The 20,739-nt window shown below is 63.4% G+C and carries 15 protein-coding genes and 2 pseudogenes; 12 read left to right on the top strand and 5 right to left on the bottom strand.

The genetic code is table 11. The features are described from left to right. Positions 1 to 2 precede the first annotated feature (2 nt). Positions 3 to 1,682 carry a right-handed parallel beta-helix repeat-containing protein gene (locus tag G205_RS01600; RefSeq protein ID WP_009356423.1) on the bottom strand — a complete coding sequence of 560 codons (1,680 nt, stop codon included), beginning with the start codon at positions 1,680 to 1,682 and terminating at the stop codon, positions 3 to 5. 436 nt (positions 1,683 to 2,118) lie between these two features. On the opposite strand from G205_RS01600, the gene G205_RS01595 reads away from it, so the two are divergent. Next, a complete protein-coding gene (locus G205_RS01595; RefSeq protein WP_009356422.1) occupies positions 2,119 to 3,324 on the top strand; it encodes an O-antigen ligase family protein in 1,206 nt (401 codons plus the stop codon). Positions 3,325 to 3,693: 369 nt separating this feature from the next. On the opposite strand, the gene G205_RS01590 is transcribed toward G205_RS01595, so the two are convergent. Beyond that, positions 3,694 to 4,818 carry an IS110 family RNA-guided transposase gene (locus tag G205_RS01590; protein WP_009356421.1) on the bottom strand — a complete coding sequence of 375 codons (1,125 nt, stop codon included), beginning with the start codon at positions 4,816 to 4,818 and terminating at the stop codon, positions 3,694 to 3,696. A 991-nt stretch (positions 4,819 to 5,809) separates the two neighbouring features. Further along, positions 5,810 to 6,274 (bottom strand): Lrp/AsnC family transcriptional regulator, encoded by a 465-nt coding sequence (locus tag G205_RS01585; RefSeq protein ID WP_035751762.1) that lies wholly within the window; start codon positions 6,272 to 6,274, stop codon positions 5,810 to 5,812. A gap of 549 nt (positions 6,275 to 6,823) precedes the next feature. Between G205_RS01585 and G205_RS21865 the strand changes: the two genes are divergently transcribed. Then, positions 6,824 to 6,970: a hypothetical protein gene (locus G205_RS21865; RefSeq protein WP_160166583.1), complete on the top strand. Its 147-nt coding sequence runs from the start codon at positions 6,824 to 6,826 to the stop codon at positions 6,968 to 6,970. A gap of 158 nt (positions 6,971 to 7,128) precedes the next feature. On the opposite strand, the gene G205_RS01580 is transcribed toward G205_RS21865, so the two are convergent. Continuing rightward, a complete protein-coding gene (locus G205_RS01580; protein WP_009356419.1) occupies positions 7,129 to 7,350 on the bottom strand; it encodes a hypothetical protein in 222 nt (73 codons plus the stop codon). Between the two features lie 478 nt (positions 7,351 to 7,828). On the opposite strand from G205_RS01580, the gene pdhA reads away from it, so the two are divergent. From pdhA to G205_RS01535, 10 genes and pseudogenes are all read left to right on the top strand, one after another. Further along, the gene (pdhA, locus tag G205_RS01575; protein ID WP_009356418.1) at positions 7,829 to 9,067 is read left to right on the top strand and encodes a pyruvate dehydrogenase (acetyl-transferring) E1 component subunit alpha; all 1,239 of its coding nucleotides are present in this window, start codon (positions 7,829 to 7,831) and stop codon (positions 9,065 to 9,067) included. Next, positions 9,064 to 10,176 (top strand): alpha-ketoacid dehydrogenase subunit beta, encoded by a 1,113-nt coding sequence (locus tag G205_RS01570; protein WP_009356417.1) that lies wholly within the window; start codon positions 9,064 to 9,066, stop codon positions 10,174 to 10,176. The genes pdhA and G205_RS01570 overlap by 4 nt, the downstream gene beginning before the upstream one ends. Before the next feature lie 4 nt (positions 10,177 to 10,180). Continuing rightward, positions 10,181 to 11,727 (top strand): annotated as a pseudogene (locus tag G205_RS01565) (dihydrolipoamide acetyltransferase family protein). Between the two features lie 273 nt (positions 11,728 to 12,000). Then, entirely contained in the window at positions 12,001 to 13,527 is a 1,527-nt protein-coding gene (locus G205_RS01560) for a sensor histidine kinase (RefSeq protein ID WP_009356414.1), read from the top strand. Next, positions 13,505 to 14,176, top strand: coding sequence for a response regulator (locus tag G205_RS01555; RefSeq protein ID WP_009356413.1), 672 nt, complete (start codon positions 13,505 to 13,507; stop codon positions 14,174 to 14,176). The genes G205_RS01560 and G205_RS01555 overlap by 23 nt, the downstream gene beginning before the upstream one ends. A gap of 167 nt (positions 14,177 to 14,343) precedes the next feature. After that, positions 14,344 to 16,326, top strand: coding sequence for an APC family permease (locus G205_RS01550; RefSeq protein ID WP_009356412.1), 1,983 nt, complete (start codon positions 14,344 to 14,346; stop codon positions 16,324 to 16,326). After that, positions 16,323 to 16,877: a potassium transporter TrkG gene (locus G205_RS23635; RefSeq protein WP_338058361.1), complete on the top strand. Its 555-nt coding sequence runs from the start codon at positions 16,323 to 16,325 to the stop codon at positions 16,875 to 16,877. Before G205_RS01550 ends, G205_RS23635 begins: the two co-directional genes overlap by 4 nt. Positions 16,878 to 16,945: 68 nt before the next feature. Beyond that, a pseudogene (locus G205_RS23630) lies at positions 16,946 to 17,652 on the top strand (potassium transporter TrkG); the annotation flags it as partial. 396 nt (positions 17,653 to 18,048) lie between these two features. After that, positions 18,049 to 19,245 (top strand): beta-propeller fold lactonase family protein, encoded by a 1,197-nt coding sequence (locus tag G205_RS01540; RefSeq protein WP_009356411.1) that lies wholly within the window; start codon positions 18,049 to 18,051, stop codon positions 19,243 to 19,245. Between the two features lie 291 nt (positions 19,246 to 19,536). Then, complete coding sequence (locus G205_RS01535) at positions 19,537 to 19,740, top strand: hypothetical protein (RefSeq protein ID WP_009356410.1); 204 nt, start codon at positions 19,537 to 19,539, stop codon at positions 19,738 to 19,740. Here the strand turns inward: G205_RS01535 and G205_RS01530 are convergent. Continuing rightward, positions 19,737 to 20,702, bottom strand: coding sequence for an SGNH/GDSL hydrolase family protein (locus tag G205_RS01530; protein ID WP_083874982.1), 966 nt, complete (start codon positions 20,700 to 20,702; stop codon positions 19,737 to 19,739). The genes G205_RS01535 and G205_RS01530 overlap by 4 nt on opposite strands. Positions 20,703 to 20,739 lie beyond the last annotated feature (37 nt).

The following is a 20,739-nucleotide window of genomic DNA, read 5'->3' as shown; positions in this document are numbered from 1 at the left end:
ACCTAATCGGTGATGTTGCCTGCTTTCTTTATGGTGGTAGCTGGCGAACCGCCTATCCCGTCATGGCCCGGTCCGTAGCCCGGAACGACGTTGTGGACGTACGCAAGATTCGATTTCGGCGAGACGAGGGCCAATGATTGAGCGGCGGACTTGGGGATACTGTTCCCCTGCACGATCACGCCTTTGGCGGCCCCGCTTGACTGGTCATGGATGCCATACTGGTTGTTCTCGATCCGGTTGTCGCTGATCCTGGAGCCACTGGCCGTGTCGGTGAAAGAGACGCCCGATAGCTTGTTGTCGTGTATCCAAACGCCCCTTATTGAGGTATTACGAGCGAGTGAAACGCCTCCCGCGCCGGACGCGGCAACTTCTCCACCGACAATTTCAATTTCTCCGGAAGTCGTCGGGTCGATACGAATCCCCAGGTTGCCTGAGTGCATGGCAACAGGGTTGATAAGGCGAGTGTTTTTCGACCTGATCTGAAAGCCGTTTGAGGATGGGCCAGAGCCCCCAAAGGCGCGGCACTGGTCAAAGACAATGTCGTAGCCACATGGGTGGGTGTCCCAGACTGAGTACTGCGTGCCCGAACTCTGTTGCTCCCCGGCGCCACCTCGAATGGTTACATGCCTCGGCCCGCCCCACTGAGTATTGCTGAGAGTCCCCTTGCGCTCGTCAGCGAGAGTCGTGAACAAATGCCTGAAGTTTCTGCCACGCAGCCCTTCGACGTAGGCGTGAGCTGACCGTCCACCCACCGTCAATCCGTATCCGAAGTAGTTTCCTACGTTGGGGAGATTCTCAACTGAGATGTCGGCGAAGTAGGAGTCCATCGTGTCCATTGCGAAAATTCCGCCTCCAGCGTCCCTAATTCGGATGCCAGTAACCCGCACATTGCGCGCCTTTTCGAACATGATGGCCCGGCCTCGAATTGCCAACGGGTCGGTGCTGGTAATGGTCATGTTTCGAACCTGAACGCCCGATAGAGCGTCCATTTTCCACGCCACTGCCCCGGTAGACACTTGGTAGGAGTGCAACAGGACACTGTCTAGTGTGACGGTTGTTCCCGACACGGACACCACTTTGCGCAACTCGCTCGCGTAGACCTCAAACCCTGGTACTCCTATACCGTAAACCAGTGTCTGGCACTCGAGCCCCAGGATGGCCCCTGGACTCAGAGTTGACGCCACGGCGGCCGGGACCTCGACGTTACCCGATCCGGCCGCGGCATCCGAGGTTAGGGCGGCTTTCGTACCGTCCGTTCCTGCCCCGTAAAACAAGGCCTTGTTTACCGCGCCAGAGACCTGTCTGATCGTGGTGTCGTCACCATGGCCTTCAATTATCAGATTATGTGCACCACTAGGGATGGTCAGTTGACGGCCTAACGTGATTTCACCCGCGGGGAGAATGACGTGCCTGATCCCGGATGCGGCGGCAGCGTTGATAACAGCTTGGATCGCATCCCGATTGTCCGCCCCTTCAACAAGGTCCGCCCGAGACACCCTGAAAGCGTCTTCCGTCTTAGCAACATAGATGGTGGCTGCCTCATCCCGATCCAGCTTGGATTCGACCGACGGCGCGATTATTGGCGCCAAGTCCGGTAACTGCGAGGTTGGAATCTTGGACGCTACGTCCAGTGTTGCAACGCCAGAAGGCGCCCCTTTCTCGGCTGTGGGAACGTAATCCATGGGTTGCCCCTTATCGCCGGGAGCCGCGTAAGCTGTGGCCGCCGAAACAGCCGAAGCCCCAGTAAGTGCCGCAACCAACGAGCCAAGTTTTAGGAGGCCTCGTCGGGGTGGATACTGATTTTCAGTTGGCAGTGAGTCCTTCTTTTCAACCATGCGAAGAAGGTATGGGCTGTGGAGAGGCGACGACCAGCGTGGAGACTACGCGCCCTGCAGGCGGCAAAGTACTCGTTCATGTTCCGAGTACTTTGAGCGCGACGAGCACAGTACTTATTTTGCGCGGGTAGAATCAGCGCATGGGGAAATCACTACTCAAAGGCATTCTCGTCCTCTGCGCCGCTTTCGCGTCCGGGCTGATGTATCAGAAGTGGGGTTCCTTTGAGTACACGGTGTCACCTGAGCGACCCGCGCTCCTTCATGCAGACGGTACCCCGATTCCGTGATCTTACTCAGCGCGGCAGTGGCCTCTATCTTCTTCGTCCTGCCCTTTTCTGAGGCGCTACCAGCCCCGGCATTCCTTGCCTGGACCGGGTTCGTTCTTGCCGGCATCGTCGGGACGGTAGTTCTTGGCTATGGCAAACAACCTAAGTATCAAGGGATTTGGATAGCGTCAGCTTTCTTAGCCTTGGTTGGCGCCGTGAGCGCCTCAGGGGAGACGGAGTCGCTGCGGGGCCATCTTCTCTACGCCCTGCAAATCATAGTTTTCATAGCCTTCGGGCCATTCGCGATCAAGTGTTTAGCTGCCAAACCGGGGCTTGCGGCAAAAGCGGTTGCAGCATTCCTCTTGGGCCAAAGCATTTCTGCGGGGGCGGCAGTCGCCCAAGCAAGCGGGATGACAGTTTTCGGTTGGAAATCTGCACTCGGCCGCGCGCCAGGTCTAGCTGGACACCCAAACATCATTGGCGTGTTGTCAGGCGTCGCAATAGTCCTGTTCCTGTTCCTGATCTTCAAAACTAAACAGCGCAAGCTTCCGCTTCTGTGCGGTTTGGCTCTCAACGTGGCAGGACTGTTCATTTCGGGCAGCATCAGTGCTCTTATAGCTTGTGCCATCGGCGTCCTTATATTTATGATCGCGGCGCGAGTTTCTTTCAAGGTAATACTGACCATGGCAACCGTCGTGGGCGCTGCTCTGTGGGGCACTGGTCAGCTGGCAGCGGCGGGGCTGTTGCGAGGGCCTGCGCAGCGCATTGCGCAGGTAACCGGCCAGACGCACGAAAAGAGCACCCTGGACATCCGCCAATATACGTACGAATTCGCGTGGCAGGGCATCCAACGAGACCCCTTCTATGGGCGGGGCCTTGATACAGGCTCTGGCGCGACTTACGACAACATCACCGTCACGCACAACATCCTGCTGCGCGCCTGGTACCAAGGCGGGTTGGGGACTGGACTCGCGATCGCTTTGATTGTGGCCGCAATCGCATGGCTTATTGCGGGCGCCTTGTTTCACGGTAAGGACGCAGCATCGGCCGGAGTGCTGGCAGTAATCATTGGATTCTCGATGACTTCCGCCGCACTCCAGCAGGGCTACTTCTGGCTGCTGATCTTGGGCGCCTGGGCTCTGCTCGCGTCCAGCACCGCAGACAATCAGCGAGGCCAGCACATGTCCTTAGCGCCAGCAGAGAAGCAGCCACTTGCAGCATGATCATTTGCATCGCAAAAGCAACGTACATGCATATTTTGCAAGTACAACTGATATGTAGGTCTCGTTTGTCAAGAGCGTGAGGAAGCGGTCCGCGGGCTGGGTTGCCTGGGACCGCTTCCTTTTTTATTGCCCCTGGGAAGAGGTGTCGGGTGTGGCCAGCGTGTCGTTGGCGACTGCGCGGTCAGACTGATATGCGCGGGTTGGTTACCGCAGGACGAAGTGTTCGGCTGGAGGTTACCGCTGGTCTAGCAATGACGGGCGTGGCCGTTTCCGGTTGCCCATAGTTGTATCGCGGGTTTACTCCACGCGCTGCAAGGAACCACTTCCAACTGGGTTTCCCGCCGGGGCTGGTTTTTTCTGTCCTTCCATTCAGTGAGGGGAAGCGCTTGATTCTGGGGAGGTGGCCGGCATCGGATGTGTGCCGGCGGCCAGGGACCAGCACCAGCCGGAGAGCTCGCGGGCGATGGCGACGTTGGCGATGACTGGACGCTTGCGGCGCTCGAGGTAGCTGATCCAGCGTTCGTGCAGGCGCCGGTTCCCGGCGTGGCCCCGGATTCGTGCCTCTGAGGTGGCCTCCTCCCAGCGCGACCGCATGAGCCTGGACGGGTTGTTGTAGGGTCGGCGGTGGTGCCATGCGGCCTCGACAAGCAGCCGGCGGGCGTGGCTGTTGCCGGTTTTGGTGATTGAGCCCAGGGACCGGGATGCGCCGGAGGAATGCTCTGTCGGAACGAGGCCGAGGTAAGCGCCGATGGTGGAGCCGGTAAAGCGGTCCCAGTCGCCGATCTCCACGGCCAGGCCGAAAGCAGTCAGTGTTGAGATGCCGCGCAGGCACTGCAGTGCCCGGACCACGGGGGTGTATTCACTGCTGTATGCCATCGCTGTGATCGCTTGGTCGAGGCGGTCGCGGCGGTCCGAGATCTCATGCATCGCCTCAAGGGAGGACTCGTAGGTCAGTTGCCGGGCCGGGTTATCGAAGCGCTGGCCGGCCAGCCAGAGCTCATGGGTGCCAGTCCAGGCTTGCCCGCCTGAATAGACGAGGCCTTGGCGCAACAGCAGTTTGGAGATCCGGTGCCGGGAACGCATGAGATCGCCGCGGACGTCTTCGCGGGAACGGACCAGATCCCGTGCTGCTTCCTGGTCCGTTGAGGGAATTCTTACCCCGGTGACCTCACCCAGCTTCAGCAGCCGGGCCAGATGCAGTGCATCCTTCGCATCGGTCTTTACCCGGTCCCCGGACGGGCGCTGGAGCTTCGATGGCGCCGCGACCACTGTGTCGATTCCGGAGGCCAGCAGGAACCGAGCCAGGCCGAAGCCGGTGGGTCCTGCCTCGTAAACGACTCTGACCGGCGATGGAAGGGAGAGAATCCAGGCGAGAATCTCACCATGATCCGGAGTCATCCGGTGCAGAATGATCTCCCCGGTCTGCGCGTCCAACGCGCATGAGACAACGGTTCGGGCATGGACATCCAAGCCGACGCTTGTACGCTCGAACATAGCTGGAACCTCCAAATTTCAAATGTGGCTCTACCTGTCCGCCAAGTGTGGCAGGCAACCCACGTCTTGCTTTGAAAAGGAGGTTCCAGCCCCTAGACCACATTTCCCGGACCTTCTGATAGAGGCCCATCAGCGCCGGAAACAGGATCCGGAGCGTCCACCAACCCCGTCATCGGGGGGACGGGGGACCACAAAGCTGGACGCTCCGGAAACGGTCCGGCGACAATGGGCCTTCAGAAGGTCCGGAGGCGCCACGGGGGGTTTCGCCTAAGCAGGCCACCTCCTGCTACATATCGTCTAGCCATCGCCTCGCCGGAGTTACTTAGCAAACCCGCCCGGTGTTCCCAGTCCCGGTTTCCTTGACGTAGAACGTCGTACCCGCCCCTCCGTCAGTGCAGGCGTAGCGCGACCCGCAGGCGCCGTTAAGGCACCTTCATGCTGCCCGGCCCTTGCCCATTCATAGATCCCGTACCATCTGCCCTACCTACCAGTAGGGGCCAGCGACGTTGGCCTTTGTACCGGAGGAACCAGCGTGGGTGTTTCTTCCCGACGGATGGTTCAGGGATGCTGGTCGAGGTAATTTGAAGGCCGACGTCAGCCGGGAGTTCCAGCCCGTCCTTCGTGACGCGCTGGCAATTGTTGGGTGATATTAATGCCCGCGCTCCCCCGGGCATAGGTACCGTAGATAAGTCGCCATCCAACAGTCGGCGGCTGTGGCTGTCCATCAACAAGAAGCTGATAATCCGGAACGGATTTCTTACTTCCCAGATGGACCGAGCTGCCACCCCTAATTAGAAGGTAAGGTCGCCGCAAAAGTTGATAATCCCACCGGCAGGCGCAGATAGGACTAAGGTGGCCACGGCTGTGTGATCCTTCTCTACCCATCACCACGGCACCTCGGACAGTGGAGAGAAGAAGGTCTCAAAGTGGCAGTCAGTAGCGCACGTTCCCGGGTTGCCTCGCGCCTGTTGGAGGAAAATATCACTCATGCTCACCGCGTATCCACGTCCTCGAACACCAGGAACGTCTGGGTGTCCAGCACGCCCGGCATGGACTGCAGCTGGTCGAAGATGACACGGCGCAGGTCGATGTTGTCCACGGCGCGGACCAGCAGGATGACGTCGAAGTCGCCGCCCACCAGCGCGATGTGGTGCACCTCGGGGATGGCACCCAGCTGGTCTCGCAGTTCCCGCCAGGCGTCCTGCTTCAGCTTTAGGGTCACGTAGGCCGAGGACTTCAGCCCCGCCTTAATGGGATCCACCACGGCCGTGAACCGGGACAGCACCCCTTCGCCGGTCAGCCGGGCGATGCGGGTGTATGCGTGCGCCCGCGAGATGTGGACGTTCTCGGCCACCTGGGTCACGGACATCCGGCCGTCCCGGGTGAGCTCGGCAATGATGCTGCGGTCGATGTCGTCCAGCGGCACCGGTTCCGTCCGGGTTTCCTTTGCTGGCATCTTCTCCACGGCCCCTACTCGTCATCCGGCCCACATTTGCAAATCGTCTCCCAGTTTAGGCAGGCCGGAGCAGCTTCTCCACGATTCAGACGGGCACTGGATACGAAAAGTCCATCCATTGCCCTGCGCGAGGACAGGCTCACCGTGCGCGGACACGACCATAGACCTGGGCCGCCGGCTGAGCCCCAGGGATCCTTGGCAGAGGGAGCAACGGTGCGGCTCCGGTGCCTTCTGCGTCCTGATGAGTCGTAACACTGGGCGTGACTTGATCAAACCTTGAGGGTGTGTTTTGTAGCATCGCGGCATGGGGAGATATGGGGGAACTTACAGCGTGCGGCAGTCGCGGCGGGAGCTGAGGCAGCGGAAAATAAGGGTACTTTCCTATTTTCTGCTGGCTGCCCTGGCCGTCGCGACGGTAGCTGTTGTGGCGATGGCGTTGCGGAGGTAACACCTGCCGGCGGTGCGGTGCTGTTGGCGTGACTTGTCATTGCCCTTGTCACGTGCTTAGGTCTGGGTGATCGTAGATCACTCTGACCGATGGAGACTGGTGTGGCTATATCCGAGTACGCCTTTGCCCTGAGCCTGCTGCTGGGCACCCTGCTCGTACCCTTTTTCGTCCTGCACCAGATGCTGAGGCTCAAACGACGCGCCATGCGGGCAACTGTCCCCGCCGTGCGACGGAAGGGCCGCACCTGACATGCCGTACGTCGACATCAACCCCCACAAGGGCCGCCCCAAATGGCAGGGCTACGCCGTGCTCGCCGTCCTCCTGGTCATCACCGCAGCCGTAGTGGGCGCCGCCCTGGTACGCGTCTGACCCAGGCGTAGCGAACCGGCATCACGTCTAGATCGACTCAGCGCCGCCGGGCGTCGTGGAGTTCCGCTGCCCTCCGGATGAAGTCGCAGTCGCTGGGGGAGAGGATGCTTTCGCCGTGCCGGTCCTGTTCGAACTCGGCTCCGGTGGCCTTTTTGATCTCTGCCGCAATGGTCCGGGGGAGGATGCGGCACCCCGGATTGTCCACGAGCCAATGCCGTGTCTCTGGTTCGAGCCGGTCCCACAGCTGCTTAATGTCCATTACAGATGCCCCACCCTTTGTAATTTCCCTATGCATGAATGATGTGAGACGGAGGGGACGCAGTGTCCCCTCCGCGTCTCGGCCGCACCAGGAGATCCCATGTAGGCGAGACCATTCGCCTGTGCGGAATCTTCTCCCTGTGATCAGTGGAAAAGATGTTTCCGACCATTGAGCGATAGACGATTTTCGTCAATCGGGCTCATAAGAGTGTGCTCCCCGCGCAGGGAGAGGTCAAGGCCTCTTCGGAAACGGTCAAACCCATTCCCCGCACCGGCGTGACGGGCGCTGCTGGCTGTTCCCGCCTGTCAGGCTGGCATTTCGTCCACCGCTTCGGCACGTAATGCGCGTCACACTTACGATTCGTCTCCGGGTTGGGTCTGATTCGTGCAGCTTCTCCACGATTCCCGCAGGTGCTGGATACGAAACCTCCAGCAGGTCAATACTGGGGAGGAATAGTGGCAACAGAAGGAACGGACCAATGACGATCTCCGCAGACCACACGGCACGGGACGCAACAAGCACCGGCGAGGCCGGCGCAGTCCAGCACGAGGACGCGCTCACCGAAGCCGTCAAGAAGTTCGGCATCACGGCCGAGGACTACATGCTCCCCGCCCGGTACCAGATCCAGATGGTGGACCCGGACGGCCGGCTCAAGCCCGACGCCGAGCAGGGCACCGAACCCGGCCACGAATACCCCCTGCCCGGCGATGAGGAACTGCTGGCAGCGTACGAGCAGCTCGTCGTCGGACGCCGGGTCAACGACCAGAACTCCGCCCTGGTCCGGCAGGGCCGCATGGCCGTGTACCCGTCCAGCCACGGCCAGGAGGCCTGCCAGGTGGCCGCCGCCCTGTGCCTGTCCGACGGTGACTGGATGTTCCCCACCTACCGCGACGCCGTCGCCGTGATGACCCGCGGCGTGGACCCCGTGCAGGTGATGACCATCTTCCGCGGCGACTGGCACGGCGGGTTCGACCCCCTCAAGCACCACGTGGGCATCCAGTGCACCCCGCTGACCACCCAGCTGCTGCACGCCGTCGGCGTCGCGCATGCTGCCAAGCTCCGCGGCGAGGACACCGTAGTGCTGGCCATGTGCGGCGACGGCGCCACCAGCGAAGGCGACTTCCACGAGGCCCTGAACTTCGCGGCCGTCTTCCACCTGCCCGTCATCTTCTTCGTCCAGAACAACAAGTACGCCATCTCGGTGCCGCTGGCACACCAGTCCGTGGCGCCGTCGCTCGCGCACAAGGCCGTGGGCTACGGCATGGCGGGCGAACGCGTGGACGGGAACGACGTCGTCGCGCTCCTCGCCGTCCTGGACCGCGCCGTGAAACTCGCCCGCGAAGGCTCCGGCCCGCTCCTGGTGGAAGCCAACACCTACCGCATGCAGGCCCATACCAACGCCGACGACGACACCCGCTACCGGGAAAGCGCCGAGGTTGCCGAGTGGCGGGCCAAGGACCCCGTGAACCGGATGCGGACCTATCTGACGGACCGCGGCCTGCTGGACTCCGCTGGCGAGGCCCGGATCGCCGAGAAGGCCGAGGCCGTGGCCGCGCAGCTCCGCGAGGGCCTCAGCGAGGACGTGCCCGTGGACCCGCAGGAACTCTTCCGCCACGTCTTCGCTCGGCAAACGCCGCAGCTGAAGGAACAGTCCGCCCTGCTCGCCGACGAACTCGCCCGCGACGCCGCAGCATCATCCCAGGAGGCAGCCAAGTGAGCCCCACCGTCACCACCTCGTCCGAGGCCAACGGCAACGTATCCGCCGCCACCGCCCGGGCTGCCGCCTCCGCCGCGGCCACCGCCGAAGCCGCCGGCCCGCAGCCGGTCACCATGGCCAAGGCCCTCAACACCGCCCTGGTGGACGCCATGTCCGCCGACTCCTCCGTCCTGGTCTTCGGCGAGGACGTGGGCACCCTGGGCGGGGTTTTCCGCATCACCGACGGGCTCACCAAGACGTTCGGCGAGCAGCGCTGCTTCGACACGCCGCTGGCCGAGTCCGGGATCGTGGGCATGGCCGTAGGCATGGCCATCAACGGGATGCGCCCGGTGGTGGAGATGCAGTTCGACGCGTTCGCCTATCCGGCGTTCGAGCAGATCGTCAGCCACGTGGCCAAGATGCACAACCGCACCCGCGGGGCCGTGAAGCTGCCCATGGTGATCCGGGTTCCCTACGGCGGCGGCATCGGGGGAGTGGAGCACCACTGCGACTCCTCCGAGTCCTACTACGCCCACACCGCCGGCCTGAAGGTCTACACCCCCGCCACGGTGGCGGACGGGTACCGGATGCTCCGTGAGGCCATCGACTCGGACGATCCCGTCATGTTCATGGAGCCCAAGAAGCTGTACTGGTCGAAGGACCTGGTGGACCTTTCGTCCCTGCGTGCCTCCTATGAGGAAGGCACGACGGCGGGCCTTGCGTCTGAGGGGAGGGCCGCCGTCGCGCGTCCCGGCACCGACGCCACGCTGATCGCCTACGGGCCGTCCGTCCCCACGGCTTTGGCCGCCGCCGAGGCTGCAGCCTTGGAGGGGCGCTCGCTGGAGGTCATCGACGTGCGGACCCTTGTCCCGTTCGACGACGTCACTGTGTGTGAGTCCGTGCGGAAGACCGGCCGGGCCGTGGTGATCGCCGAGGCGCACGGCTTCGCGTCCGTGTCCTCCGAGATCGTGGCCCGGGTGCAGGAGCGCTGCTTCCACCACCTGGCCGCCCCCATCCGCCGCGTCACCGGGTTCGACATCCCGTACCCGGCACCCAAACTCGAGAAGTACTACCTGCCCGGCGTGGACCGCATCCTCGACGCCGTCGACGACCTTCAGTGGGAGGACTGATTCCATGAGCACTCCGAAAGTATTTTTGCTGCCGGACCTGGGCGAGGGCCTGACCGAGGCTGAACTGGTGTCCTGGCACGTTGCCGTGGGCGATGTTATTGCGGTGGACCAGCCGATCGCGGAGGTGGAGACGGCCAAGTCCACGGTGGAGGTGCCGTCTCCGTACGCCGGGGTTGTGGCCGAGCTGCACGGGCAGCCGGGGGAGACCATCGACGTCGGCCGTCCGCTGATCTCGGTGACGCCGGCGGTTGAGCCTGTCGAAACCCCGGCGGTTGAGCCTGTCGAAACCAAGCCTGTCGAAACCAAATTGGGTGGGCCGGTGGTTGAGCCTGTCGAAACCAAAGAAACCCCCGAAGTCGCCCAGTCCTACCGGGAAGAGGAGAAGGCGGGCTCCGGCAACGTCCTGATCGGCTACGGAACTCCTGGCGGCCACGGCACAGCCCGCCGCACCCGCGCCCGCAGGTCCGCAACGGCGGTGGTTGAGCCTGTCGAAACCAAGCCTGTCGAAACGGTTTCGACAAGCTCAACCACCGTCGACGACCTCTCACTTTTGCGCACCCGCGTGCCCGGGAAGCTCGGCGCTGTGATCTCCCCGCTGGTCCGGCGGATGGCCAAGGAACACGGCGTGGATCTCGGCGAGCTTCATGGCTCCGGCGAAAGCGGGCTGATCATGCGCCGCGACGTCGAGGCCGCCATACACACCCCGGTGGTTGAGCCTGTCGAAACCAAGCCTGCGGTTTCGACAAGCTCAACCAACGCTCCGGTGGTTGAGCCTGTCGAAACCAAGTCTGAGGTTCCTGGATCTCGACAGGCTCGATCACCGGAAGCGACCGATGCCCGCACCGGTCTGCCCGTTTCCTCCCGCACGCCGGTCCGCGGCGTCCGCAAGGCCGTTGCCGCAAACATGGCCCGCAGCCGCTCGGAGATCCCCGAGGCGACGGTATGGGTGGACGTGGATGCCACAGCTCTGCTGGAACTTCGCGAGGGAATGAAGGCCGGGGGCTCGGACGTGCCGGGCCTGCTGGCGTTCATCGCCCGTTTTGTCACAGCCGGGCTAAAAAAGTACCCGGAGCTGAACACCCGGATCGAAACCGCGGAGGACGGGTCCCAGGAGATCGTCGCGTTCGACGGGATCAACCTCGGCATCGCCGCCCAGACCGAACGGGGCCTGGTGGTCCCCTCGGTCCGCGGCGCCGAAAAGCTGAGTGCGCGCGAACTGGACGCGGAGATCCGCCGGCTGACCGACGTCGCACGCCAGGGCAAGGCGACCCCCACCGAACTGGGCAGCGGCACCTTCACGCTGAACAACTACGGTGTCTTCGGCGTGGACGGGTCCGCCGCGATCATCAACCACCCCGAGGTGGGCATCCTCGCGTCGGCCGGATCATCGACAAGCCGTGGGTGGTCAACGGCGAGCTGGCTGTCCGCAAGGTCACCGAGCTGACGCTGACGTTCGACCACCGCGTCTGCGACGGCGGCACCGCTGCCGGCTTCCTCCGCTTCGTGGCAGACGCGATGGAGAACCCCACGTCCCTCCTCGCCGATCTCTAGTTGCGAAAACCGGTGGTTGAGCCTGTCGAAACCTCCGCGGGTTTCGACAGGCTCAACCACCGCCCCTTCCGAACGCTCGTTACTTTTGGCGGAGATCCTGCCGCTAGCCAGCCGACGGACCAGGCGGGAAAACGACGGCGGCGCGGACACCAAACCCCCACATCAGGAGTTTTTGGGCAGATAAAGCGACCTCAACAGCCCGCAAGTCGCCATATCTGCCCAAAACTCAGCGCCGCCGGGGGTTCGAGCTTCCGCGCGGGGAACAATAGAGCCATGGAACCGGGTAATCGGCGCATCGTTGGTGGGGAGCGCAGGGGGCGCAGGCGTCCGCGGCTGGGCCGGCGCCGGGAGATACCGGCATTCATCCTCGCTCTGGGACTCCCGCCGCTCCTGCAGTTCCTCCTGGACCTGCTTCCCCACGACCAGCTGTCGACGGACATGCTGGTCCACCTCACCGGCATTGTTGGTGTTGCGCTGCTCGGGGGGCTCTGGCCTGCCGTGCTGGCGGCCGTCGTGGCGGGGCTGATCGTTAACTACTTCAGCGTCCATCCCGTGGGGTCCCTGTCGGTGATTGATCCAGAGAACATCCTGGCGCTGCTGATTTTTGTCCTGGTGGCGGTGGCCGTGTCACTGGTCGTGGACCGCTCGGCCAAGCTCAGCAAGGAAGCACACCTGGCAGGGGCGGAAGCAGCGGTCCTCAGCGATTTGAGCCGGCGGGCTGTCGCCGAGGGAAACAGCATCCCTGCTTTCCTGGACAAGGTCCGGGAACATTTCCAGGTGGTGGGAGCCGGCCTGTGGGTCAAACGGGAAACCGGCCCGGGCGGGGCCGTGGTGTGGGAGCTTGCGGAGTCCTCTGGCAAACCGCAGCCGGGTGACGTATCGGCGTCGGACGTTGTGGAGCAGCTGGACCGGGACCGGATCCTGACACTCACCGGAAGGGATCTCACTGATGATGAACGGCGGCTGCTGACCGCCTTCGGCGCCCACCTGCTGGCCATGGTCCAGCGCGAAGAGCTTACGGCGAGCCAGCGCGAAAACCTTCGCCTTGCCGAAGGCAACACCATGCGGACCTCCATCCTGCGGGCGGTGTCCCACGATCTCCGCACTCCACTGGCCGGCATCAAGCTCGCCTCCAGCAGCCTGCGTGACAAGACCATCACCTTCAGCGCGGAGGAGCAGGAGGAACTTCTGGCCACCGTGGAGTCAGGGGCAGACAGGCTGGACCGGCTGGTGAGCAACCTGTTGGACATGTCCAGGATCACGGCTGACTCGGTGGCACCCCTGATCCGTCCGGTCTATTGGGCAGACGCCGTGGGTGAAGCGCTCCGCGGCACCGACTCCGCGCGGCTCCGCGTGCTGTTGCCGGACAACATGCCCCCTGTCGATGCCGACCCCGGAATGCTGGAGAGGGTGATCGCCAACCTGGTGGAAAACGCCCTGAAGTATGCACCGGGGTCGGATGTGGTGATTTCCGGAACTGTTGGCGGTGCCGGAAGTGCAAGAATTGGGGATGTTCCCGCCAGCGAGCTGACCGTCGTCGATCGCGGCGCGGGCATCCCGGCTGATGAGGTCCTGGCGATGTTCCGGCCCTTCCAGCGCGCTGATGACACGACGCCGGGAACCGGGATCGGTCTTGGCCTTGCCGTGGCGAAGGGGTTCACCGAGGCCATGGGCGGGGTCCTGCTGGCCGAGCCCACCCCTGGCGGGGGCCTGACGATGGTGGTCCGGTTGCCGCTCTCCACCGGCGTAGCGCCTTCATCCGGCACGAAAGGACAGCGTGGCCACAGTTCTGATCGTTGACGACGAGGTTCAGATCCTCCGTGCCCTCCAGATCAACCTGACCGCCCGGGGCTACTCGACGGTGACCGCGTTGACGGGGAACGATGCTCTGGAGCGGGCAGCACAGCATCCGGTGGACGTCATCATCCTTGACCTGGGGCTTCCTGACCTGGACGGGGTTGAAGTGATCCGCAGGCTCCGGCGCTGGAACGACGTCCCGATTGTGGTCCTTTCAGCCCGGCACGGCTCCGATGACAAGATCCAGGCGCTGGACGCCGGCGCCGACGACTACGTCACCAAGCCCTTCGGAATGGATGAACTCCTGGCCCGTCTGCGGGCGGCCCTGCGGAGGGGATCATCCGGGGATGTTCCGGTGATTGAAACCGAGGGCTTCACTGTCGACCTCCCGGCCAAGCAGGTGACGCGGCGCGGAGTTCCCGTCCGTCTGACCCCCACAGAGTGGAACATCCTTGAGCTGCTGGTCAGGAACAGCGGCGCCCTGGTCACGCATGAGGAGATCCTCCGGCAGGTTTGGGGACCGGCCTACGCCGAGGAAACAGGCTACCTGCGGGTCTACCTGGCACAGCTGCGGCGCAAGCTCGAAGCCGATCCGGCGAATCCCCGGCACCTGCTGACCGAGGCCGGACTGGGATACCGTTTCCGGGAATAGCTGCCCTGGAGGGTTCAGCGGGGGGGCGTTAAGAAAGCATTAAGATCCGCGGAAACGCCCCGAATACGGGATGAACGCGGTGCTACGCTCCGGTGGTTATCAGCACAGCGTCGCGCCTGAAACGGGGCTGTTTGTGCCCGTCGCAGGCAGTATAGAAAGACACGTCCTTGACGGCTTCCGCCCGGTTCTCCATACCCGCCACCGTTCCCAACCCGGAACGGAAATCCGCACCCGGCAGTCCGCTGGTCCGGTGGCTGCTCGAACACCGGGTCAACCAGCCCGTCGGCCCGGAAACCTCTGACACCCACGCATCCCAGCAGAGCTGGTGGAAAGTCATGTGCCTGACCGGGGTGGACTACTTCTCCACCCTGTCCTACCTCCCCGGCATCGCAGCCCTGGCCGCCGGCGCGCTGTCCCCACTGGCTACGCTGCTGATCGTGGCCCTGACGCTGCTAGGGATGCTGCCCATGTACCGGCGGGTGGCCAAGGAAAGCCCGCACGGGCAGGGATCCGTGGCGATGCTGGAACGGCTCCTGCCCTTCTGGCGCGGAAAGATCTTCGTGCTGGTCCTGCTCGGGTTCGTCGCGACGTCGTGGATCGTCACCATCACCCTTTCAGCGGCTGACGCCACGGTGCACCTGCTCGAAAATCCCTACCTGCCGCCCTTCCTGGATGGGCAGGCCGTGGCGATCACCGTTGTCCTGCTCCTGATCTTGGGAGGGGTGTTCCTGCTGGGGTTCTCGGAAGCGGTGGCCATCGCCATCCCCCTCGTGGCCGTCTTCCTCGGCATGAACGCCATCATCATCGGCGCCGGAGTCGCGGAAATCCTCGCCACACCCGGTGCGCTCACCGGTTGGACGGACGCGCTCACGTCGTCCGGCGGCGGCTTGAGCGGGGTCGTTGGGCCGGCGCTGATGGCGTTTCCCCTGCTGGTCCTGGGCCTGTCCGGTTTTGAGACCGGCGTCAGTATGATGCCCCTCGTGGCGGCCCAAGGAGCCACACCGGAGGAAAAGCTGGCCAGCAGGGTCAAAAACACCCGCAGGCTTTTGACGACGGCGGCCGTGATCATGAGCGTCTACCTGCTCGGCAGCAGCTTCGTCACCACCGTGCTGATCCCCGCCGGGGAGTTCCAGGCAGGCGGCGAGGCGAACGGCAGGGCCCTGGCCTACCTGGCCCACGAGCACCTCGGCAACGGCTTCGGATCCGTCTACGACGTCAGCTCCATCCTGATCCTCTGGTTCGCCGGTGCTTCCGCAATGGCCGGACTCATCAACATCGTCCCCCGCTACCTGCCGTCCTACGGCATGGCTCCGGACTGGTCCCGCGCCGTCCGCCCGGTGGTGCTCGTGTACACGGCCATCAGCGTCCTGATCACCATCGGCTTCAACGCCGACGTCAACGCCCAGGCCGGCGCCTACGCCACCGGCATCCTGGCCATGATGGTCTCCGGAGCCATCGCCGTCACCATCTCCGCCATCCGCCGCAAACACCGGGCAGCCGCCGTTGCCTTCACGGTCCTGACACTCGTGATGCTCTACGCCCTGGCAGCAAACGTGGTGGCCAAACCTGACGGCATCACCATCTCCGCTTTCTTCATCCTCGGCATCATCGCCGTCTCCCTTGTCTCCCGCGTCAGCCGCACCACCGAGCTGCGCGTCGACCGCATAGTGTTCGACGGCGTTGCCCGCCGCTTCATCAGCGACACCTTGGATTTTGACGGCCGGATCAACCTCATCGCCCACCGCCCGGAAGCGCGCAGCGCCTCAGAATACGCGGGCAAGGAAGCCGCCCAGCGCGAGATGAATCCGGTGCCCGGGACTGCCGACGTCATCTTCCTCGAAGTGAACATCACCGACCCCTCCGAATTCAGCGACACCCTCGAAGTGCACGGCATGGAAGTGGGAGGCCACCGGGTGCTCCGCGCCCAGAGCCCGGCCGCCCCCAACGCCATCGCCGCGATCCTCCTGGCCCTGCGGGACGCCACCGGTGTCCGGCCGCACGCCTACTTCGAATGGTCGGAAGGAAACCCCCTCGCCCACCTGATGCGCTACCTGCTCCTGGGCCGCGGCGACACCGCCCCGGTGGTCCGCGAAATCATCCGCAAGAACGAGCCGGACCCGGACCGCCGTCCGGGCATCCACGTGGGATGAGCCTGCGCAAAGGCGGCCCGCCGCCGTCGGAAACTCGAAACCCGGGGCTGGACCCTGCCAGCGTGGCCGCCGTGCAGAAGATGCTGCGGGAAGCCAGGAACGGCAAGCCCGGGAAGGACAACGTCTTCCGCCGGCTAATGTCCCATCCCGTCAGGGCCGTTCCCGTGGCGTTCCTGCTGGTCATCATCATTGGCGCGGCACTGCTGATGCTCCCGGCGGCCCGGACCGACCAGTCGGCAGATGTGTTCATGGACGCCCTGTTCACCTCTGTCTCGGCGGTCTGCGTAACGGGCCTGATCACCGTGGACACGGCAACGTTCTGGACCCCGCTGGGCCAGGGCATCATCCTCGGGCTCATCCAGGTGGGCGGCTTCGGCATCATGACCCTGGCAACCCTGCTCGCGCTGCTGGTCCGCAAGAACATCGGGCTGCGCGGCCAGCTCGTCGCCCAGTCGGAAACACACACCCTGAACCTCGGCGACGTCCGGGCCGTGCTCACCCGGGTAGCGAAGATCATGCTGACCTTCGAGCCGCAACAGCCCTGGTCCTGACCATCCGGTTCTGGATCGCGTATGACTCGAATCCCGCTAGGGCGCTGTGGCACGGGGCGTTCCACGCCGTGTCCGCGTTCAACAACGCCGGCTTCTCCCTTTACAGCAGCAACCTCATCGACTTCGCCGAAGACCCCTGGATCATCACACCTATCTGCCTGGCCATCATCGCCGGCGGACTTGGGTTCCCAGTGATTATCCAGCTCACCCGCGGTGACATCCACCCCAGGAACTGGACCATCCACCTGCGCCTCACTATCTACGGAACGCTCCTGCTCCTGCTCGCCGGAACGCTGCTGTTCGGCGCCTTCGAATGGAACAGGAACGAAACCCTGGGCCAGCTGTCCCTCACCGGCAAAATCCTCGGCTCCTTCGCAGGGGGTGTATTTCCCCGCACCGCCGGGTTCAACAGCATCGATTACGGCGTCGCCGCACCGGAAACGCTCATGGTCACCAACATCCTGATGCTCATCGGCGGCGGCAGCGCTGGAACAGCAGGCGGCATCAAGATCACCACCTTCCTGGTCCTCGCTTCGCCATCTGGAACGAAGTCCGCGGCCGCGACCAGGTGACCATCGCACACCGGTCCGTCAGTTCATCCTCCCAGCGCCAGGCCCTGTCCGTGGCTCTCCTCGGGATAGCCGCCGTCGTCGCCGGAACCATGCTGCTGCTGATGTTTACCGACTACAGCCTGGAAAAGGTCCTCTTCGAATCCATCTCCGCCTTCGCCACGGTGGGTCTGAGCACCGGCATTACCTACAATCTTCCGCCAGCCGCCGAGTGGGTTCTCATGGCACTCATGTTCACTGGACGCATCGGTACCGTAGCAGTGGCATCAGCCTGGCGCTCTCAGCCCGCCCGCGCCTCTACCGCCTCCCCGAAGAACGGCCCATCATCGGCTAGAGCGTCTGCCCACGCCTTCTGCTTAGCCGCCACCGCAACAGGTAGCGCCGTCGCAAAAGACAGGTACCAACCAACGGTGACCGTAGATTTCCCGGTCTATAAACTCCGGCGAAAGCCGTCGTTTCGGCCCGCCGTTAAAAGGGGAAATCTGATGCAGCTACTAAAGACACGGTCCCGGCGACACTCGGTCCGACCTGCGGCTCAAGTTAGGCAAGCCGGCCCGCGCAGGCGGCGTGCGGCCGTCGTCGGAACAATTGTTGCGGCGCTCATGCTGGCCGGCAATCTCCCCGCAACCGCTGCAACAACGGTGACCTCGACCATCCCGGTTGGGTCGAGCCCTCGAGACGTCGCCTTCACGCCGGACGGGTCGAAGGCCTACGTCACCAACGCCGAATCCGACACGGTGTCCGTCATCGACGTTGCCTCAGGCGCGGCGGCCTCCACGATCCCGGTCGCGCCGTTTCCCATCGGTGTTGCGGTAACCCCGAACGGGTCGAAGGCCTATGTGACCAGCACCGGTTCTGACACGGTGTCGGTCATTGATGTGGCGTCGGGCACGGTGACCTCCTCGATTTCGATGGGAGAGACTCCGACTGCCGTTGCATTCACGCCGGATGGGTCGAAGGCTTATGTCACCAGCGCTGGTACCTACACGCTGTCGGTCATCGATGTAGCCCTGGGAACGATGACCTCCGCCATCCCGGTTGGGCCGCTTCCGAACGCCGTTGCGTTCACCCCGGACGGTTCAACGGCCTACGTCACCAACGGGCAGGATTCCAACATGGTGTCGGTGGTCGATGTGGGCACGAGCCAGATGACCTCCAGCATTCCCGTCGGGTCTTCTCCGACCGGCGTTGCGTTCACGCCGGACGGGTCCAAAGCCTACGTCGCCAACAACGAGGGCGACACGGTGTCGGTCATCGACGTGGCAACCAGAACTGTGTCCTCCACCATCCCGGTCGGGTGGGCCCCGGACAGTGTGGCGATTGCCCCGGACGGGTTGACAGCCTACGTCACCAACTCCGGTTCCAACACGGTGTCTGTCATCGACGTGGTCTCCGGCGCGGTGACTTCCACCATCACGGTCGGGGCGTCTCCGACCAGCGTTGCTGTTGCCCCGAACGGGTCGAGGGTTTATGTCGTCAACACGGCTTCCAACACGGTGTCGGTCATCACTGTGGATGCAGCTCCCGTGTTCACCGCGGCCACACCGCCGACCAAGTCGAACACGCGTGCCGCCTACAGCTACACATTCGCCGCTACAGGTGCCCCGGCCCCGACCTTCCATGTTGCCTCCGGTGCCTTGCCCCCAGGCCTAACCCTGGATACCACCACAGGAGTCTTGTCCGGAACACCGACCAAGGCCGGCAGGTTCACGTTCAGTGTGACCGCCACGAACGGGCTCAGCCCCGACGCGGTCACGGACCCGATCACGATCACCGTGACCAAGGCGAAGGTTCGCTGATCAAAGCCTCGGGCACGCCATGTTATCCAGCGGTCCGGTCGATTTCGCTGCGCAAAATTTATGCCGCTATTAAAATTGCTGGCGCTACCCGTATTTCGGCCGCGCTGGATAGTTTGCGTAGCGAAAATCAGAACTGAGTGCTGCATTCCGAAAAATTCTTGTCCGCGAATTTGCGTGTCATTGTCCGGGCATTTCCCGGGCGCCTTGTAATATCCGAACATTCTGGAGTGGGCTGGGGAGCCCTGGGATGCAGGCCTGATAAGGGCCTGCTCGGACATGACAAGGCTGAATATGAATAACAGCACGGTGTTTTCTGAAGCTGATCAGGAAGTGGTCCTCCTGGAGCAACAGGCACAGGAAATTATTGATGAGATCCTCTCAGACACGGCCAGCGGCGAAGCGGAGGCCCGCCGCCAACTGGAATTCCATGTCCTCGACAATCCGGGCAACCCGCGGCGGGCCTTGCTGATGCATTTGTTAAGCGTCGAACGCTAAGCGGAGGCTTCCTGACTTTTCAGGGGAAGGGTTTGCCCTGACCCGTCAGTGCGCCAACTCGCCGATCTCCACTTCCTCCACGACTGCTGCGGCATATCCCTTGGCATAGCTTCGGCAGTTGGGTGGAAGTTGCTGCCGAACAGGGGGTCTGCTGGATTGAAGTTGATCCAGGGATCCTCTGCACCAATGCCGTGACCAGCGAAGTCGTCAGTAACTTCGACGTAGACGGCGCCGGAGGACTTGGCTGCGTCCCTGATGATCTTGTTGAGGGTGTCAGTACCGGCGTTGAAGATTTCGATGTTCTCGACGAGTGCGCCACCGGCAAACTCCGGAGCGAACAAATGCGGATATCCCAGTGCCGCGATCGTGGCGTTGGGTGCCTTGGTCTGAATTGCTCCGTAATCCTGGGCCAGCACAGCTGGCAACACGCTTTGGGCAAGGGCCTCGGCGGCATCAACTGCAGTCCTGCATTCCGCCTCGCTGCGCGTCAAGCAGGCCAGGAGTGCGTTGATGAAATTGACGTCATTGGCGCCGGCAGTGATGGTGACGAGGTCTGTTTCTGAATCCAGATCACCGGCGTCGGACGCCACTGTAATCTGCTCCGGCACCGTGGGTGCCACAGCCGTGGTCGCAGCAGCGGTAGCGCCGGCACAGGCCGCGTTGACGGCCAGGTCAATGTCGTCCAGTGCGTCCAGCACATCCACATAACCCGGTGACGCCTGGTAACACGGCTTAGGGTCCGCAGGATCAATGGGGTAAAGCAACGATAAGCGAGGAACTCCCGCGCCTATACCTGCCGTGTATGAATCCCCGAAGGCCACGTAGTCCAGCGGCCCGTCGTCGTAGGCCGCCGCCGGAATGGCCGCCGGGCCGGCCAGTAGGCCAATGACCGCGGCGGCCACTGCCCCGATGCGCCCTGCAGGAGAGCCCGCCGATGCCTGCGGGGTCTGTAATGTCCTCATAATTCCTACCCCTTACCTTCCCGACGGCGGCCGCGTG

The sequence above is a fragment of the Arthrobacter nitrophenolicus genome (assembly GCF_000332815.1).
Classification (GTDB): domain Bacteria; phylum Actinomycetota; class Actinomycetes; order Actinomycetales; family Micrococcaceae; genus Arthrobacter; species Arthrobacter nitrophenolicus.
This window is presented reverse-complemented; position numbering and strand designations above follow the sequence as displayed.

What these genes read in the sequence shown, in the direction of transcription:
- G205_RS01600 (WP_009356423.1), bottom strand. Translation starts at nt 1,682, where the DNA reads ATGGATTACGTTCCCACAGCCGAGAAAGGGGCGCCTTCTGGCGTTGCA.
- G205_RS01590 (WP_009356421.1), bottom strand. Translation starts at nt 4,818, where the DNA reads ATGTTCGAGCGTACAAGCGTCGGCTTGGATGTCCATGCCCGAACCGTT.
- G205_RS01585 (WP_035751762.1), bottom strand. Translation starts at nt 6,274, where the DNA reads ATGCCAGCAAAGGAAACCCGGACGGAACCGGTGCCGCTGGACGACATC.
- G205_RS01580 (WP_009356419.1), bottom strand. Translation starts at nt 7,350, where the DNA reads ATGGACATTAAGCAGCTGTGGGACCGGCTCGAACCAGAGACACGGCAT.
- pdhA (WP_009356418.1), top strand. Translation starts at nt 7,829, where the DNA reads ATGACGATCTCCGCAGACCACACGGCACGGGACGCAACAAGCACCGGC.
- G205_RS01560 (WP_009356414.1), top strand. Translation starts at nt 12,001, where the DNA reads ATGGAACCGGGTAATCGGCGCATCGTTGGTGGGGAGCGCAGGGGGCGC.
- G205_RS23635 (WP_338058361.1), top strand. Translation starts at nt 16,323, where the DNA reads ATGAGCCTGCGCAAAGGCGGCCCGCCGCCGTCGGAAACTCGAAACCCG.
- G205_RS01540 (WP_009356411.1), top strand. Translation starts at nt 18,049, where the DNA reads ATGCTGGCCGGCAATCTCCCCGCAACCGCTGCAACAACGGTGACCTCG.
- G205_RS01535 (WP_009356410.1), top strand. Translation starts at nt 19,537, where the DNA reads ATGAATAACAGCACGGTGTTTTCTGAAGCTGATCAGGAAGTGGTCCTC.
- G205_RS01530 (WP_083874982.1), bottom strand. Translation starts at nt 20,702, where the DNA reads ATGAGGACATTACAGACCCCGCAGGCATCGGCGGGCTCTCCTGCAGGG.